This is a genomic window from Oceanobacillus sp. CFH 90083 (assembly GCF_009389585.1).
Classification (GTDB): domain Bacteria; phylum Bacillota; class Bacilli; order Bacillales; family Amphibacillaceae; genus Oceanobacillus.
Genome location: NZ_VIYG01000006.1, coordinates 31,067 through 45,848, shown reverse-complemented (window position 1 = coordinate 45,848; position 14,782 = coordinate 31,067). Strand labels below are relative to the sequence as shown.

The 14,782-nt window shown below is 40.4% G+C and carries 14 protein-coding genes; 3 read left to right on the top strand and 11 right to left on the bottom strand.

What is annotated here, in order from left to right; genetic code table 11:
* Positions 1-9: 9 nt before the first annotated feature.
* A complete protein-coding gene (locus FLK20_RS10725; protein WP_152656565.1) occupies positions 10-1,182 on the bottom strand; it encodes an MFS transporter in 1,173 nt (390 codons plus the stop codon).
* A 102-nt stretch (positions 1,183-1,284) separates the two neighbouring features.
* Here FLK20_RS10725 and FLK20_RS10720 point away from each other — a divergent pair, with 102 nt between their 5' ends.
* Positions 1,285-2,151: a LysR family transcriptional regulator gene (locus FLK20_RS10720; protein ID WP_152656564.1), complete on the top strand. Its 867-nt coding sequence runs from the start codon at positions 1,285-1,287 to the stop codon at positions 2,149-2,151.
* Between the two features lie 140 nt (positions 2,152-2,291).
* On the opposite strand, the gene FLK20_RS10715 is transcribed toward FLK20_RS10720, so the two are convergent.
* From FLK20_RS10715 to FLK20_RS10690, 6 genes are all read right to left on the bottom strand, one after another.
* The gene (locus FLK20_RS10715) at positions 2,292-3,782 is read right to left on the bottom strand and encodes an MDR family MFS transporter (RefSeq protein WP_152656563.1); all 1,491 of its coding nucleotides are present in this window, start codon (positions 3,780-3,782) and stop codon (positions 2,292-2,294) included.
* A 292-nt stretch (positions 3,783-4,074) separates the two neighbouring features.
* A complete protein-coding gene (locus FLK20_RS10710) occupies positions 4,075-4,674 on the bottom strand; it encodes a response regulator transcription factor (RefSeq protein ID WP_152656562.1) in 600 nt (199 codons plus the stop codon).
* A gap of 3 nt (positions 4,675-4,677) precedes the next feature.
* On the bottom strand, positions 4,678-5,802 hold the full coding sequence (locus FLK20_RS10705) for a sensor histidine kinase (protein WP_152656561.1): 1,125 nt from the start codon (positions 5,800-5,802) through the stop codon (positions 4,678-4,680).
* 105 nt (positions 5,803-5,907) lie between these two features.
* The gene (gene desA / locus FLK20_RS10700) at positions 5,908-6,960 is read right to left on the bottom strand and encodes a Delta(5) desaturase DesA (RefSeq protein ID WP_152656560.1); all 1,053 of its coding nucleotides are present in this window, start codon (positions 6,958-6,960) and stop codon (positions 5,908-5,910) included.
* A gap of 185 nt (positions 6,961-7,145) precedes the next feature.
* The gene (locus tag FLK20_RS10695; protein ID WP_152656559.1) at positions 7,146-7,511 is read right to left on the bottom strand and encodes an MFS transporter; all 366 of its coding nucleotides are present in this window, start codon (positions 7,509-7,511) and stop codon (positions 7,146-7,148) included.
* A gap of 88 nt (positions 7,512-7,599) precedes the next feature.
* Positions 7,600-8,028 (bottom strand): MarR family winged helix-turn-helix transcriptional regulator, encoded by a 429-nt coding sequence (locus FLK20_RS10690; protein WP_152656558.1) that lies wholly within the window; start codon positions 8,026-8,028, stop codon positions 7,600-7,602.
* A 553-nt stretch (positions 8,029-8,581) separates the two neighbouring features.
* Between FLK20_RS10690 and FLK20_RS10685 the strand changes: the two genes are divergently transcribed.
* Positions 8,582-8,974 (top strand): RidA family protein, encoded by a 393-nt coding sequence (locus FLK20_RS10685; protein WP_152656557.1) that lies wholly within the window; start codon positions 8,582-8,584, stop codon positions 8,972-8,974.
* Between the two features lie 137 nt (positions 8,975-9,111).
* On the opposite strand, the gene FLK20_RS10680 is transcribed toward FLK20_RS10685, so the two are convergent.
* The 4 genes from FLK20_RS10680 to FLK20_RS10665 all read right to left on the bottom strand — a co-directional run bounded on the left by FLK20_RS10680 (position 9,112) and on the right by FLK20_RS10665 (position 12,514).
* The gene (locus tag FLK20_RS10680; RefSeq protein ID WP_152656556.1) at positions 9,112-9,816 is read right to left on the bottom strand and encodes a ferredoxin reductase domain-containing protein; all 705 of its coding nucleotides are present in this window, start codon (positions 9,814-9,816) and stop codon (positions 9,112-9,114) included.
* Between the two features lie 139 nt (positions 9,817-9,955).
* The gene (locus FLK20_RS10675) at positions 9,956-10,942 is read right to left on the bottom strand and encodes an ABC transporter substrate-binding protein (RefSeq protein ID WP_152656555.1); all 987 of its coding nucleotides are present in this window, start codon (positions 10,940-10,942) and stop codon (positions 9,956-9,958) included.
* Between the two features lie 17 nt (positions 10,943-10,959).
* Positions 10,960-11,739, bottom strand: coding sequence for an ABC transporter permease (locus FLK20_RS10670; RefSeq protein WP_152656554.1), 780 nt, complete (start codon positions 11,737-11,739; stop codon positions 10,960-10,962).
* Positions 11,672-12,514 (bottom strand): ABC transporter ATP-binding protein, encoded by an 843-nt coding sequence (locus FLK20_RS10665; protein ID WP_152656553.1) that lies wholly within the window; start codon positions 12,512-12,514, stop codon positions 11,672-11,674. Before FLK20_RS10665 ends, FLK20_RS10670 begins: the two co-directional genes overlap by 68 nt.
* Before the next feature lie 315 nt (positions 12,515-12,829).
* On the opposite strand from FLK20_RS10665, the gene FLK20_RS10660 reads away from it, so the two are divergent.
* On the top strand, positions 12,830-14,674 hold the full coding sequence (locus tag FLK20_RS10660) for a choice-of-anchor I family protein (RefSeq protein ID WP_194165600.1): 1,845 nt from the start codon (positions 12,830-12,832) through the stop codon (positions 14,672-14,674).
* Positions 14,675-14,782: the final 108 nt, after the last annotated feature.

The window sequence follows — 14,782 nt, the reverse complement described above, 5'->3', positions numbered from 1 at the left end:
CCTTTCTGCTTACTTGTTTTCATTTTTTCTGCTATTTAAATAAAAAGAGTATCGAATAGAAATAAAAGCAAGCAGTACAAATAATCCGCCAATCCAGCTTAAGTTCACGACATTTGTGTACTCTATAATAATTCCTCCCAACGCAGATCCCAGCATCATGCCCACATTCATTAATGCTGTATTAAAACTGAGCACTGTTTCCGAGGATTCCGGTTTTAATGAAATCAAATAAAATTGCTTCGCCGGTGTTGTGGTCCACGTCGCTATTCCCCAGACAGCCAGGGTGATAAATACGCCTGTCGCTGAAAACTGCGTAAAGGTCAGCACCAGTAACGCAATGATATGAATAATCAGACTGAGCGAGATGGTACGATCCGGTCCCCATTTATCTACAGCATACCCTCCAAAACGTGATCCAATAAAAGCAAAAGTACCTAAAACGAATAAGGCGATGCTGATCATTTCAATAGAAAAACCTGTAGAATTACTTAGTAACGGCGATATATAGGCAAATACCATGGTGTAACCCAATATCCAGAAAATCGTTGTTGTTAATCCGCTGAGAAGCCGTCTATCTTTTATTACCTCCAATTGCTGTTTAAATGGCAGCGATGGATTTGCTTGTATATCCGGCACTAATTTTAAAAGCAATATAAATAAAACAGCCGTACCAAGAGCGATAATCAGAAAAATATAGTTCCAATCCAAATATCCTGCTAAGAATGTCCCTATAGGCACACCAAGCACCAAAGAGACAGTAAATCCCGTGATAACTGTCGCCATGGCACTGCCTCTTTTTTCCGGCGCGGCAATTTGTGCTGCATAATTGGTGGCAACAACAATATATAAACCGCCGCTCATCGCCATAATGACTCTGGATAACATAAGCAAAAGGAAATGATAACTAAAAAAGGCAACGAGATTACCTAAGATAAAGATAAAAATAGCATAGAGCAAGACCTTTTTCCGATCGAGCCTGGACGTTACCATCACCAGCACTAATGCCCCTATAGCATATGATAAAGAATAGATGGTTATCAATTGACCTGCCATGGAAATAGATACATCCAAATCAAAAGAAATAATTTCTAAGATACCAGAAACAACAAATTCTGAAGTCCCTGTAACAAATGCTCCTAAAGCTAATAAAATAATGATGAATTGATTTATATTGTTTTTCATTTTTACATATCTCCTTCTAATTTTAAGCGTTGATTTTATTTTAAGACCCGTGTTAACATAAGTAAAATTGATGTTTTTAATAAAGGAGATGAGTAATAACTCATGAGCATTGTTCGATTTGAAATCATCGCAAAAGTAGTGGAGCTTGGAAGCTTTACAAAAACTGCTGAAGCATTAAATATGACCCAATCTGCCGTAAGTCATGCTGTAGCCAGTTTAGAATCAGAATTAGATGTTTCCCTGTTGATTCGTGACCGCAAAAAAGGGATAGCGCTGACAGAGGTGGGACAAAAAATTCTTCCACACATGAGAGAAGTGCTGAAACAAATGGATAGCATTCATCAGGAAATTGCATTAGCTACCAACTTAGAGACTGGAATGATACGTATCGGAACCTTTGCCAGTGCTTCTTCCTGTCTGTTGCCGAAATTACTTGCAAGGTTCCAGAAGAAACATCCTAAAATCGAATTTAAATTTTACGAAGGAACCTATGAAGAAATCATGGAATGGCTGGAATTCGGAATTATCGATATTGGATTTGTGGTGAAAGGAAATGCCAATCCAGACTTTGATCTGGTTCCGCTTATAAAAGACAATATGGTAGTAGCTTATCATCCGGAGCATCCATTTCACTCCAGAGAAACAGTGAATATGGAGGATTTAGCAGAAGAAGCTTTCATTATGCCGACAGGGATGTATCAATTCCATGTAGAAGAATTATTTGCAGAAGCGCAAATGGTGCCATCCGTCCGATTTGAAGTGCATGATTGTACAACCATTGCAAACATGGTACAGGAAGGCCTTGGAGTTACTATTGGACCAGAGTTATTTTTAAAGACACAGCAGCACATAAAAATCAGCAGGCTGAACATTCAAAATAGCCGAGAAGTAGCACTAGCCTGTCATTCCATTGCTAATGCTTCTCCGGCAGTAAAGGAATTTCTTCAAGTGGCGGAAGGTGTTTTTTAAAGAAAGCTTGGTAAGTCAAAAATACCAAACTACTCCCGAATAGAGTAACTTGGTATTTTTTGGTTCATTGGGCAAATAACAAACAAAAACAGGCTTATCACAAGTACGGAATACTGGAATAAGCCTGTTATATTGGGATATTAACTGTCTTCCGGTACCTTTTGAACTTCTTCTTCCTGATCCTTTGGCGTAGCACGATAGACCAAAAATCCTAAGATAACCGCAATGACAGAAATCGCAAAGGCAATAAAGTACACAAGCTCGACGCCGGCAATCATTGCTTCATTTATTGTCCCTGGGTCTGCAGGTGTAGCTGATTGATTTAAATAATGCTGCTGCCTTGCATTCAAAATACTAATGAATACAGACACCCCCATAGCACCGGCAACCGGCTGCAATGTTGTCATAATTGACGTTCCATGAGGATACAACCGTTTCGGAAGCTGATTTAACCCATTGGTTTCTGCTGGCATAATAATCGCTGAAGCGGCAAGCATTAACAAGATATAGCCGACAATGATCACCCACGGTTGTGTATCTGCATGAAGCCGGCTCATCATAAACATCGTTCCGCTAAGCACAATGGAAGCAGGAATCATCAGTACTCTAGGGCCAAACTTATCGAAAAGATGTCCCATCACCGGTGACATCGCTCCATTTAAAATACTTCCAGGTAAAAGAAGCAGACCTGCAGTTGCAGCAGATAACGCCAACGGCCCCTGCATAAAAACAGGCAGAATGATTTCAGATGAAAACATCGTCATCATAATAATAAGAAACATAAGCACCCCGTGTGTATACATTGGATACTTAAAAACTCTCAGATCTAAAACAGGATCATCCAGCTTCAATTGTCTTACAGAGAACAAAATAAGAGCAGCAACCCCAACTATAATAAAGCTGTACACATCAGGGCTCAGGAATCCTGCTTGCTCTTCTCCTGCTGAACTAAACCCGTAAACAAGCGAACCAAAACCAATCGTTGAATAAATAAGCGATAAGATATCCACTTTCGGCTTTGTAATTTCCGATACATTTAGTAAATATTTATACGCAAATGCGATAGAAAAAAGAGCGAATGGAATCACGCAGATAAATAAAAAGCGCCAGCCTAAATATTCTACAATAATACCTGAAAGTGTCGGTCCTATCGCCGGCGCAAACATAATAACAAGCCCGACAATTCCCATAATCTTTCCGCGCCTATGGGGTGGAAAGATAAGTAAAAATACATTAAAAATAACTGGCATTAATAACCCGGTTCCAGCTGCCTGAATAAACCTTCCGATTAATAAAATAGGGAAAGTTGGCGCCATGGCGCAGACGATTGTTCCAATTGTAAATATAATCATCGTTCCTAAAAACAGCTGTCTGGTAGTAAACCATTGCAGAAGCACAGCTGAGGCAGGAATAATGACCCCCATGACTAACATAAAACCTGTTGCCATCCATTGAACGGTTGGAAGGGTAACATTGAATTCTCCCATTAATGTAGTTAAAGCAATATTTAACAGCGTTTCATTTAAAATAGCAAAAAAAGCACCAATGATTAGTGATAGCATAATTGGCATAACCTTAAAATTCGGGTCCTCTGCCAGGTATTCATATTTCGTTGTATTCTGTTCCGTCATTGACGAAGCTCCTTTCCGTTTAAAAGCAATAAGATTGCAGCATTATCATTTTTTTACATTTTTGCCCAATAAAAAAAGAGAGCTGATTTTCTCTCCCATCTCAATTATTATTTTAAAAAAGGCAGACAAATCCCGTTTTTGCTACACAAGTAATCTGTTATTCAGTTAACAAAAGCTATTCGGAATTAACGCCATTTTAAAACCCTCCGTTCCTTTTAAGTAAACTAATACTAACACACGTTCCCATCATTCGCAAGAAAAAAATTAAGCAACATCAAGCAATTAAAGGCTGTTATTTTAACCAGCCTTTTTCATTCACTTTCGCTACAGCCTCGATACGGTTACTCACATCTAATTTATCCAGGATAACCGAAATATAATTTCGAACAGTGCCATTCGATAAGTACAATGCTTTCGCAATCGCCTTGGTTGTTTCCCCTTTTGTTAATAATTGCAATATCTCTATTTCCCGTTTGGTCAGAGGATTTTCTTCCGCAAAGACAAGGTCAATTAACTCTGGAGAATACATCCGCTTCCCTTTCATAATCTGACGAATGGAGTGGACTAAATCCTCGCTGGGACTATCCTTTAACAAGTAACCATCGACTTCCGCTTTTCTGGCACGTTCGAAATAGCCAGGTCTTGCAAACGTAGTCAGAATAATAACTTTACAAGCATTATTTCTTAAATATTCTGCAGCATCCAGCCCTGTCATGACTGGCATCTCTATATCCATTAAGCAAATATCCGGCTGCTCTTGTTTGACTAATGCCAACAGCTCTTCTCCGTTACCTGCTTTACCTACTACTGTCATATCTTCCTCTAAATCCAAGAGCGCACCTAATGCTCCTAACAATAACTGCTGATCCTCTGCAATTACGATCCGAATCAAATTTTAAACCTCCTCCATCTGCCTTAGAACCTTTGGCACTGTCATATCTACTTTAAAACCCTTAGCATGGGCAGAAACCGCTAATGTCCCATTAATAAAGGAAAGACGTTCCCGCATTCCCTGAAGACCATTTCCAAATTCAGGAACACTATGCTTCCCTACGCCATCATCTTCTATCTGCAGCCTGACTTCTTCTTTTGTTTCTGAAAACGCCACAGAACAGTAATTTGCCTGGCTATGCTTGACGACGTTCGTGATCGCTTCCTTCAAACACATACTTAATACACTTTCCATTAATAATGGTAAAGATGACTGATCCATCTGCACGACAATTTTATGCTTAATTTGTGCGACTTCCATTAACTGTTCAGCATGTGCAAGCTCTTCCGTCAAACGGATATTTTTCATATCCGATACCATTTCCCGGACTTCTTTTAATGCATGCCTGGCCGTATTCTGCACATCCTGCAGCTCTTTCTTCGCTCTTACAGGATCTTTCTCCAATAACTTCGCAGCGAGTTCACTTTTCAGACCAATCATCGATAGCTTCTGTCCTAATGTATCATGTAAATCACGGGCTATCCGATGCCTTTCGTCTACAATAGCAAGCTCAGCAATTTTACGGTTGGCATCTTCTAATTGTTCTTCTAATTCTTCCTGCTTCAGACGGTTATAACGATTGATAGGTATCAAAATAACCGCTAACACAGTCACAATCAAGAACGGCAATTGATTCAAAAACAGGGAATAATTAAAGAAAAAACCCGCTGTGACGGCTCCTACGATCACCACCATGTGGATCACATACATCGCAATAAATCCAGATTTACGGCGAATATTACCAACAAAAAATGCAGTAAATAAAGCAAAATAAACGTATCCATATAAAATCGTCATTACAATATTAATAATAAATTCCATCGTTAGCCCGATATACATAAGCGCTTCACGGGAATTGAAGGTAAACCAGTAAACCGCAAAGAAAAGTAACGTTACTGACACGCCTACACTGATCTCCCAAATCGAAGTAGAACGAAAAATGAAGTAAAACGGCAATACACAAAAAATAACCCAAATATATAAGCTTAACCCTGTATTCTTTGGAAAGATATGATACCATTGACGCACAATTTTACCTCCTAAATTCCTTCATGATGCTATTGTATCAGATATATCTCTTTTCCAGATAAAAGAACCCCCCTTAATGATGCAGGGGGGGTGATGTGTAATCAGCTATGATCGGATCGTAGAAGTTGACTTCGCTGCCGTTATCCTTTGATCTTTTGTTTGATGTAAACGGTGCTTCATTTCCCGGAAGCTGATAAATGTTTTCTGTTCTTCATCATAGAGACGAAACCTGATTGATTTCAAACTCGTTTTTAATGTAATCGTGGTCGCCTGATGCAATGGCGGTGTTTCACGGTGTGCCTGCTCCAAGTGGTAATTAGGAACTTTTGGTGCTAAATGATGCACATGGTGATAACCAATACTCCCCGTCATCCATTCTAACCATTTAGGCAGCTTATAATAAGAGCTTCCATCTACTGCTGCCTTCACATAATCCCATTCTGACTCATTCTCAAAATAAGAATCCTCGAACTGGTGCTGGACATAGAATAACCAAATGCCTAACACACCAGCGATATAAGCAATCGGCAGCTGGACGAATACAAGTGCTTGCCAGCCAAGCAAAAAGCCGATCAGACAATAGCTTACAATCAATGCCATATTAATAATATAGGTATTCCTTCGTTCTTTTTTTCTCGCATCTTTACGATTGATACGATTACTATAGAGAAATAGAGAAAATGGCCCTAAGCCAAACAGGATGATTGGATTGCGATATAAACGATATTGCAGTCTTTCCCATTTTGTTGCCTGCTCATACTCATCAACGGTCATAATCCAGATATCACCTGTACCCCGTTGATCTAAATTTCCACTTGTCGCATGATGAATCGCATGCTCTCTTTTCCACTTTTCAAAAGGAAAATGGGTAATCACACCTGTAATAGTGCCAAGTATTCTATTTAATTTCGGATTTTTGAAGAAAGATTGGTGTGCGCAATCATGAAAGATAATAAACGTCCGAACCATGAAGCCCGCGGCAGCAATACTACATAATATACTCAACCAGATGGAAACAGCTAAACTCTGATAAGCTAAGAACCACAAGATAAAAAATGGAGGAATCGTATTTAAAATTTGAACAATACTCGTCTTCGTTTTTGATTTTGCAAATGGCATAACGTCTTTTCTAAGCTGTGCTTGCTTTTGTTTGCTCACTAATATCCCCGCCCTCTAAAAACTTACGTTGTTTTTAGTATAAAGAATCGGACGATGAAATGTTAGATGCAGTTGTCAGTGATTTGATATGACACTTGTCATGTTTTTAAGGGGATTTTTCCTGTTATGGAAGCGTAATACTGATCATCCTTAATACAGTTGCCCCAAAATACATGGCTGAACTGTTAGGCAATCACTTCCCCTACAATTGAATAGACAGTAGGCTGAATAAGTGCAGCTCCTAATCCAGCTAAAATACGGAATCCAATCAGCATAAGTAGGGAATTGGCCAGCCCGGTAACAAAGGTTGCCACTGAAAAGATAGCAATCCCGACTAACAATATCTTCTCTTTCCCGATCCAATCCGATACACTTCCGGTAATCAATCCAAATAAAGCATATGGCAGCGCATAAGAGGTAAATAATATGCCGCTGATTTCCATGTTTATATTCAAACTCTCACTTATTGCTGGTAACGTAGGCACGGTAACAATCAGATCAAAACCAACCAGGAACGATAATACACATAAAACAGAAATCATTTTTTTCATTTTTAATCACCCCTACTATTAGTTAATCGGTTAATAGTTAACTGATTAACTGTTGTCAAAAATGAAACCCTATTCTTTCAAATAGGGACTATAGGCGTGCCATCACAGCTAATAACTTCGCCTTCTCATCATTATTTAAGTCACTGAATAAATCTTTTACTACTTCCTCATAAATTGGCCATGCTTTTGCCAGAATCTTTTTCCCCTCTTCTGTCATGGTCACTTTAATTCTTCTGCGATCATTCTCATCAAAAGCTCTTTTAATATAATGCAATTTCTCTAATGCACGCAATAAACCGCTAATATTCGATCGGGTAACAGTCAATTCATCACTCAACTCTGAAGGCAATGCTTCATAATTTCTTTCTTCGAGCATATATAATAAACATAGACGGCCTAAATTTAAATCAAATACTTTGATTCTGGAATCCAATATTCTTGTTAATTTATTTGTTTTCTGATGTAAGGTAAGAAAGAGTTCTATCTCGATATCCGGATTATCGAGCGGATTTGCCATATGTTATTCATCTCCTTTACAACCAGTGAATGCATTTATTATAATAGGAAATGATTAACTATCAAATAGTTAAATAGTGAATTATTTGAAATTAAATCACATCTCCAAAAGAAGCAAAGAACCTCTTGAAAATCCCAGAAGCAATCTGACAAATACATTATCCTCTCCAGAAACATTGTATTTAAAACCGTGTCTGAATTGTTCTGAATAAATTCTACAAAAAAGGAACGATAACTTCTTAGAAATTTCTTGGAATTTCCAGTCTCGAATCAATTGTTGTTACACTTATTGGACTCAGATTAAAAGCTCTGGTAGAATTTCTATTATAGTTTAACAAATTATCACTAAATATAAATTCCACATACAGGAGAATGCATTTCTCACGCTATAAAGAAAAGGAGTGTTCAAGTCATGAAGAAAAAAATATTGATGTTTTTATCTATGGGCTATGGATACTCTACTGCTGTTTTCTTTTAGATTTCCAGAAATTGGTGAAGTCTGTCTCATTCTGAAGGAGAATACGCAGAAAAATTTTTATAAGTGAGGGAATAAAATGCAAAAAATTACTAGAAAAAACCCAGAGTTTATGCCAGAGCCGGTAGGCAACTACAGCCATGTCACTAGAGTGCCAAAAGGTGCAGAATTAGTGGTAACATCAGGTCAAGTGGGAACGGATATGGACGGTAATATCCCTGCCAATTTAAATGACCAGGTAACCAATACCTTTGCAAATATAAAAAAGGTGCTTGAATCAGAAGGTTTGGCAGAAGAAAATGTGATAAAGGTAAATATATGGGCAACAGAAGAAATAGATTGGGATCATCTATATTCTCAATGGGATAAGTTATTCGGAACGGCTTACCCATCTATGACCGTTGCTTATATTTCTGCATTAGGATGGCCTGAGTTAAAAATTGAAATCGAACTTTGGTGTGCCGAAGTTTAATACTGTATATGTATGAAGGGGCAACTGCACAATCAGTTATCTGGTTGTGCAGCTGTCCCTTGCTCTTATGAAACGAAATCAGGTCTCCAACTCATGAAAATCTATTTCAAATTTACCAAGAGAACAGGCGGTCTTACTTACATGGACAAGAACTCAGACAGCTGTTGTTCATGCTTGTCGAGCTTAATCTGTTCCGGCTTGATCCCCTGCTCACGCAATACTTCAATGTTCTGCACGAGAAATTCATCACTGCCGACAACATAGAAGAGCCCATCCTTGTCTGCAGCCAGATTTTTCACTTCCTCATAATAGTCTTTACGGTTATCAACGAACTGTGACGTGAACTTCTTGTCAGGTACGGATTCGAATATATCAGGGAATAAGAAATCTCTTGATGAATCGATGTTCAGGGAATGCATGTGACTAACATTATCAGTACGTTCAAAATAATCAAGTATAAGCGGTCTGAAGGTTGCCAGGCCAACGCCGGATGACAGCAGGTAAACATTTTTCCCTTCTCTTTTAAGCGGTACATTCGAATGCGTTTTAAATATAGCAACTTCATTACCGACTTCCAAATTTCTTAAAATCGTTTTAAACTCCGAGCATTCCTCTTTGATGCGCGTTGTGATACCGATTGAATTTTCATGTGGTAAAGTGGAGATCGACATATGACGAATCAGGCTGCGATTCGGTTTATCACCGAAATTAAAGCCTTCCAATGCGAAGTGGGTGTGGGCTCCTTCTTCCCATGTAAAGTCTTCCGGACAGTCGAGCAGGTATGTTTTAACGTCCGGCATTTCTTCAATAATCTTATTTATTTTAGTCCAATATATTTGCATGATATATACTCCTTATTCCATTAAATTTATCGTTATTATCTAATATACTATAAATGATAATAATTCTCAATTAAATAGATGGATTGTTTTATATCGAACCAAAAAACCCCCAGCTACCAAGCTGGGGGATCATCTTCCTTTATTCTTCTAACACTGCTTCCAAAAACGTCTGATTAACTAAGCCCTCGATATCGTCCGATTGCATATATCCCGCTTCATAACTAATGGTCGCCATTTCTTGCAGGACTTCTTCATTGATTTCATACGTCGGGTTGAGACGCTTGCTGGCTTCCAGCGTCTCTTCATAGTCCAGCTTGTTGCCTGTCGTTTCTTCGATATGATTGACAAACAATTCAACTGCTTCTTCCTGATTTTCTTCAATAAATTCAACCGCCCGGATATGGGCACGCAAATAGGCCTGTGTTAAATCCTCATTACTCTCCGTAAATCCTTTTCGGGCAGTGACCACTGTTGTTGTTGATTCCGTTCCCCATGCAAATTCTTCTTCATCAAGGAGAATATCGGCATCTGCCTGATTTTCCAAATAGACACCCCAAGGTTCCTGTGTTGCCGCAGCATCAACATCTTCCTGCAGGAACAGCGTTGATGTATCAGCGGGGGCTTGCGGTACCATTCTTACTGTTCCACCATCGTCTTCTACTGCCAGCCCCACCTCACTTAACACCGCCCGTAACATGATGTCCTGTGTGGAACCGATGGTCGGGATCGCTACAGACTTCCCGTCAAGATCCTCAACACTTTCAATGCCTGCTCCTTCACGCGTTGCCAGGACAGCTCCACCATTCACAGCCCCGGCAATGATTTCATGTTCCGGATTTCTTAAATAGGTCGTTGTCGCCGGTGATGGACCAACAGTGCCAATATCAATTTCCTGTGTGGACATGGCTTCCATAAAGGCACTGCCGTTCGGGAACGTAGACGTTTCAATATGAACACCTTCCCCAAATTCTTCTTCAAAATAACCCTTTTCCAGAGCAACCACCGTGGTGATATGCGTAAAGTTAGGAAAATATCCAATGTGTACTTCATCAGCACTTTCTTCTGATCCGCAGCCTGCTACTCCCAATAAAAGCAAAGCACCAAAGCTGGATAATATTTTTTTCATACCCTTCATCCTCTCCCTTAGCTTCCTGTCCCCCATTTTCTTGCAACAGATCTCTCCATTCTAAGGAATACCTGATTATCCATAATTGTCCCGATGATACCAATTACAATCATGATCGAGAGCACTAAATCCATCGATTGTAAAGAGCGTCCCATATCCAAAAGATATCCAAGTCCTCCATTTCCTCCAAGCAGCTCCCCGGCCATAATTGCCCGCCAGGCAAAAGCCCAGGCAACACGAAGACCGGAGATGATGTGTGGCACGGATGCCGGAAGAATCACCGTCCGCACAAGATGAGTGCCCGATGACCCCAACGTGCGTGCTGCATTTAAATAAATGCCGGGGACATTTTTAAATCCGGTGCTTGCATTCACGGTCATCGTCCACGTTGCACCAATCGTTACAATAAATAAAATCGCTACATTCCCAAGTCCAAACCAGACAATTGCAAGCGGAAACCAAACAATACTCGGAATCGACTGCAACGCGGTAACAAAAAAACCTAACGTGTCATCCACCCATTTGTAACGGGCAATCAAAAACCCAAAAATAAGACCTAAAACCACCGCAATCGAAAAGCCAAGCAAAAGCCTGCCAAGCGTCATCCCTGTGGCCCCAAGTATTTGTCCCGAGATCAGACCGTTTACCAATGTGCTTAATACCGTAACCCCGCCCGGGTCATTTGGAATCAGCAGCGGAGGAAACATAAAGGTCGGGAACAGGTTCGTTTTAGATATGATCTCCCATATAGTCACGATCACGATCACGAATAGCACTCGTCTTAAGACTGTAATCATCCCCGAACTCCTCCTTCAGTACTTTCTCCATCTCTTCTTCCAATTCGGTCATCACACGTGTTTCCAGATCCACAATCACGCTATCGGAAGGGTTACGCGGACGTGCCGACTGTACCCTGAACGATTTTTTGATCGCCCCCGGCCTCGTACTCATAAGCAATACCCGCTCCGAAAGTGTGAGAGCTTCACGAATATTATGCGTAATAAACAAAATGGTTTTCCCGGTTTTTTGCCAGATTTCCTGCAGCTCCTGATGTAAAATTAGCCGCGTCTGTTCATCAAGGGCCGCAAATGGTTCATCCATTAAAAGAACGTCCGGGTCCATCACAAGTGCACGTGCAATCGCCACCCGCTGCTGCATACCGCCGGACAGCTCATGCGGGAAAGCCTGTGCGAAATTCCCGAGATGCACCATCCGAAGCCCTTCCATTGCCTTTTCTTCTGCCTCTTTTTTGTTCATTTTTTTCAAAAGCAGTCCATATGTAACATTATCCATCACGTTCATCCATGGAAATAAACCGCCTTGCTGAAAAACAACGACACGATCCGTACCCGGTCCTTTGACTTTTTTATCATTCACATACACTTCCCCAGATGTCGGACTGTCCAAACCAGCAATTAAATTCAAAATCGTGGACTTCCCACAGCCGGAGGGTCCAAGCAAAGAAACGAACTCGCCCGCTTCAATCTGGAGATTTATATCATGCAGGACATGAAGCGAATCGTGTTTGCCTTTGGGAAAGCTTTTATTAACCTGCTTCAAATTTACCTTCATAAAGTCCCTCTCCTTAAAAAATAAAAATTAATTCATAAAAATTAATTACAACTAAACTTATAAGGATTATATAGTATATGAAAAAGAGCGTCAAGGGTACCTGTAAATTTATAGGTATGAGGAACACATTTATAAAGAATTGCATTCTTTAGCTATTTTATCTGTCCACCCCGCAATTACTGGACGATGGTGACTTGAAACATTTTTATAATATCCGCCAATACCCTTTCACAAAACATTAACTTGGATTTTACACCAGCTTAAAATTTAAGTGCTATGCTTGGCACATCAATAAACAATGAGGTGAAAGCTGAAATGAAAAAAACACCATTGCATTTATTAATTACAACCGCTTTCCTGGCAGCTTTTCCACTGTCTGCAAATGCAAGCGGCCATTCTCCTCCTGAACAATTGACCGATTTTTCTTTGCATGATGAAGCAGCGAAAGGGAGTCTTCCAATCGAGCTAACCGGACGATACATAAGCGGTGCCGAATTTGGTGCTGGTGGAGCAGAAATTGTTGCCTACGATGAAAGAAGCAAGCAAATATTTTCAGTCAATGGGGATGAAGAATCCATTGATATTTTAGATGGGGACGTACTGACGGAGAGCACAACCTTTACTGATATTCCGCTTAAAAAACGATTATTTGTGGAAGACCTGGATCCATCCCTGTCAAATGTATCTGATTTAACAAGCATTGCCGTTCATCCAACCGAAGACATCATTGCCGTAACAACCGTAGCAGAGCCCAAAACAAATCCTGGCAGTGTGCTCTTTCTAACAAGTGCAGGCGAGCATCTCTCAACAGTCGAGGTTGGTGCTTTGCCAGACATGATCACTTTTACGCCTGATGGAGATAAATTGCTTGTTGCCAATGAAGGAGAACCAAGCGAAGACTATAACGTAAACCCTAAAGGGTCCGTTTCGATTATTGATGTCAGTCAAGACGTAGAAAAACCAGAAATCGTCACAGCAGGATTCACAGATGAGATCGTTGACGATGATGTTCGTAAAGTCCATCCCGAGGCTAGCTATGCCGAAGATCTGGAGCCGGAATTTATCGCTGTAAATGAAGGCAGCTCCCTCGCTTATATCGTCTTGCAGGAAAATAATGCAATTGCTACGCTCGATTTAGAGAAGGGTGCTTTTACAAGTGTACAATCGTTTGGGTGGAAGGATCATTCAGAGACCGGAAACGGTATGGACGCTTCTGACAAAGACGGCAAAATAAATATCCAGGAGTGGCCTGTGCTTGGCATCCACCAGCCGGATGCGATTACACTCTATGAAACAAACGAAAAAACATACATTGTTACACCAAATGAAGGCGATGCGCAAGACTATGATGGTTTTTCAGAAGAAGCTCGTGCAGCCGAACTTGAAGATAAAGTTGTCTTTAATGCGGACTTATTCTCTGGTTACTCACAAGAAGATTTAGATCAACTAATCGAAGACGATTTATTTGCAGATGAAAACCTCGGCCGGTTAAACGTGACCACTTCTGCGCCAACAAATGAAGACGGCAAATATGAAGCCCTCTATGCATTTGGCGGACGTTCCTTCTCGATTTTTGATGCCGATACGATGGAGCTTGTTTTTGATAGCGGCGATGAATTTGAACAAAAACTAGCTGAAATGAATCCGGATTTCTTTAATACGGATCATGAAGAAGATGTGTTTGATGACCGCAGCGATAACAAAGGACCCGAGCCGGAGACGGTTGAACTAGCAGAAATTGATGGAAAAACATATGCTTTTATTGCACTTGAGCGAGATGCCGGTCTGTTTGTCTATGACATTACAAACCCGGCCGAAGCCAGCTATGAGACATACTTTTCTACCCGCGACTTTGATGGACAGCATCCTATTAGTGATAATGCACCCGAAGGTCTCAAATTCATTCCAGCAGACAAAAGTCCAAGCGGCAAACCGACGCTTCTGGCCAGCTATGAAATCTCAGGAACAGTCGCATCATTTACAGTTGGTGCTGGTGATTCAAGCACGAAGGAAAGCGAAACGCTTCACACTGTTCAACCAGGCGAAACCCTATTTGAAATTGGCCTGCGCTATAATTATTTATGGACGACACTCGAAAAAACAAACAGCTTGGAAAACCCTCATTTGATTTATCCGGGTGACCAGCTGATGATGAAATAAAAGAAGCCCAATCCATGCTTCTTTTATTTCATATTTTTCTCCACTCACCATCCGCTGTTTTTATTCCAGAAAAGCATCCTCTCTATTCCCCAAAAATTAGGTGCAATT

What these genes read in the sequence shown, in the direction of transcription:
- FLK20_RS10690 (WP_152656558.1), bottom strand. Translation starts at nt 8,028, where the DNA reads ATGGCAAATCCGCTCGATAATCCGGATATCGAGATAGAACTCTTTCTT.
- FLK20_RS10675 (WP_152656555.1), bottom strand. Translation starts at nt 10,942, where the DNA reads ATGAAAAAAATATTATCCAGCTTTGGTGCTTTGCTTTTATTGGGAGTA.
- FLK20_RS10725 (WP_152656565.1), bottom strand. Translation starts at nt 1,182, where the DNA reads ATGAAAAACAATATAAATCAATTCATCATTATTTTATTAGCTTTAGGA.
- FLK20_RS10685 (WP_152656557.1), top strand. Translation starts at nt 8,582, where the DNA reads ATGCAAAAAATTACTAGAAAAAACCCAGAGTTTATGCCAGAGCCGGTA.
- FLK20_RS10660 (WP_194165600.1), top strand. Translation starts at nt 12,830, where the DNA reads ATGAAAAAAACACCATTGCATTTATTAATTACAACCGCTTTCCTGGCA.
- FLK20_RS10670 (WP_152656554.1), bottom strand. Translation starts at nt 11,739, where the DNA reads ATGATTACAGTCTTAAGACGAGTGCTATTCGTGATCGTGATCGTGACT.
- FLK20_RS10715 (WP_152656563.1), bottom strand. Translation starts at nt 3,782, where the DNA reads ATGACGGAACAGAATACAACGAAATATGAATACCTGGCAGAGGACCCG.
- FLK20_RS10665 (WP_152656553.1), bottom strand. Translation starts at nt 12,514, where the DNA reads ATGAAGGTAAATTTGAAGCAGGTTAATAAAAGCTTTCCCAAAGGCAAA.
- FLK20_RS10720 (WP_152656564.1), top strand. Translation starts at nt 1,285, where the DNA reads ATGAGCATTGTTCGATTTGAAATCATCGCAAAAGTAGTGGAGCTTGGA.
- FLK20_RS10680 (WP_152656556.1), bottom strand. Translation starts at nt 9,816, where the DNA reads ATGCAAATATATTGGACTAAAATAAATAAGATTATTGAAGAAATGCCG.
- FLK20_RS10695 (WP_152656559.1), bottom strand. Translation starts at nt 7,511, where the DNA reads ATGAAAAAAATGATTTCTGTTTTATGTGTATTATCGTTCCTGGTTGGT.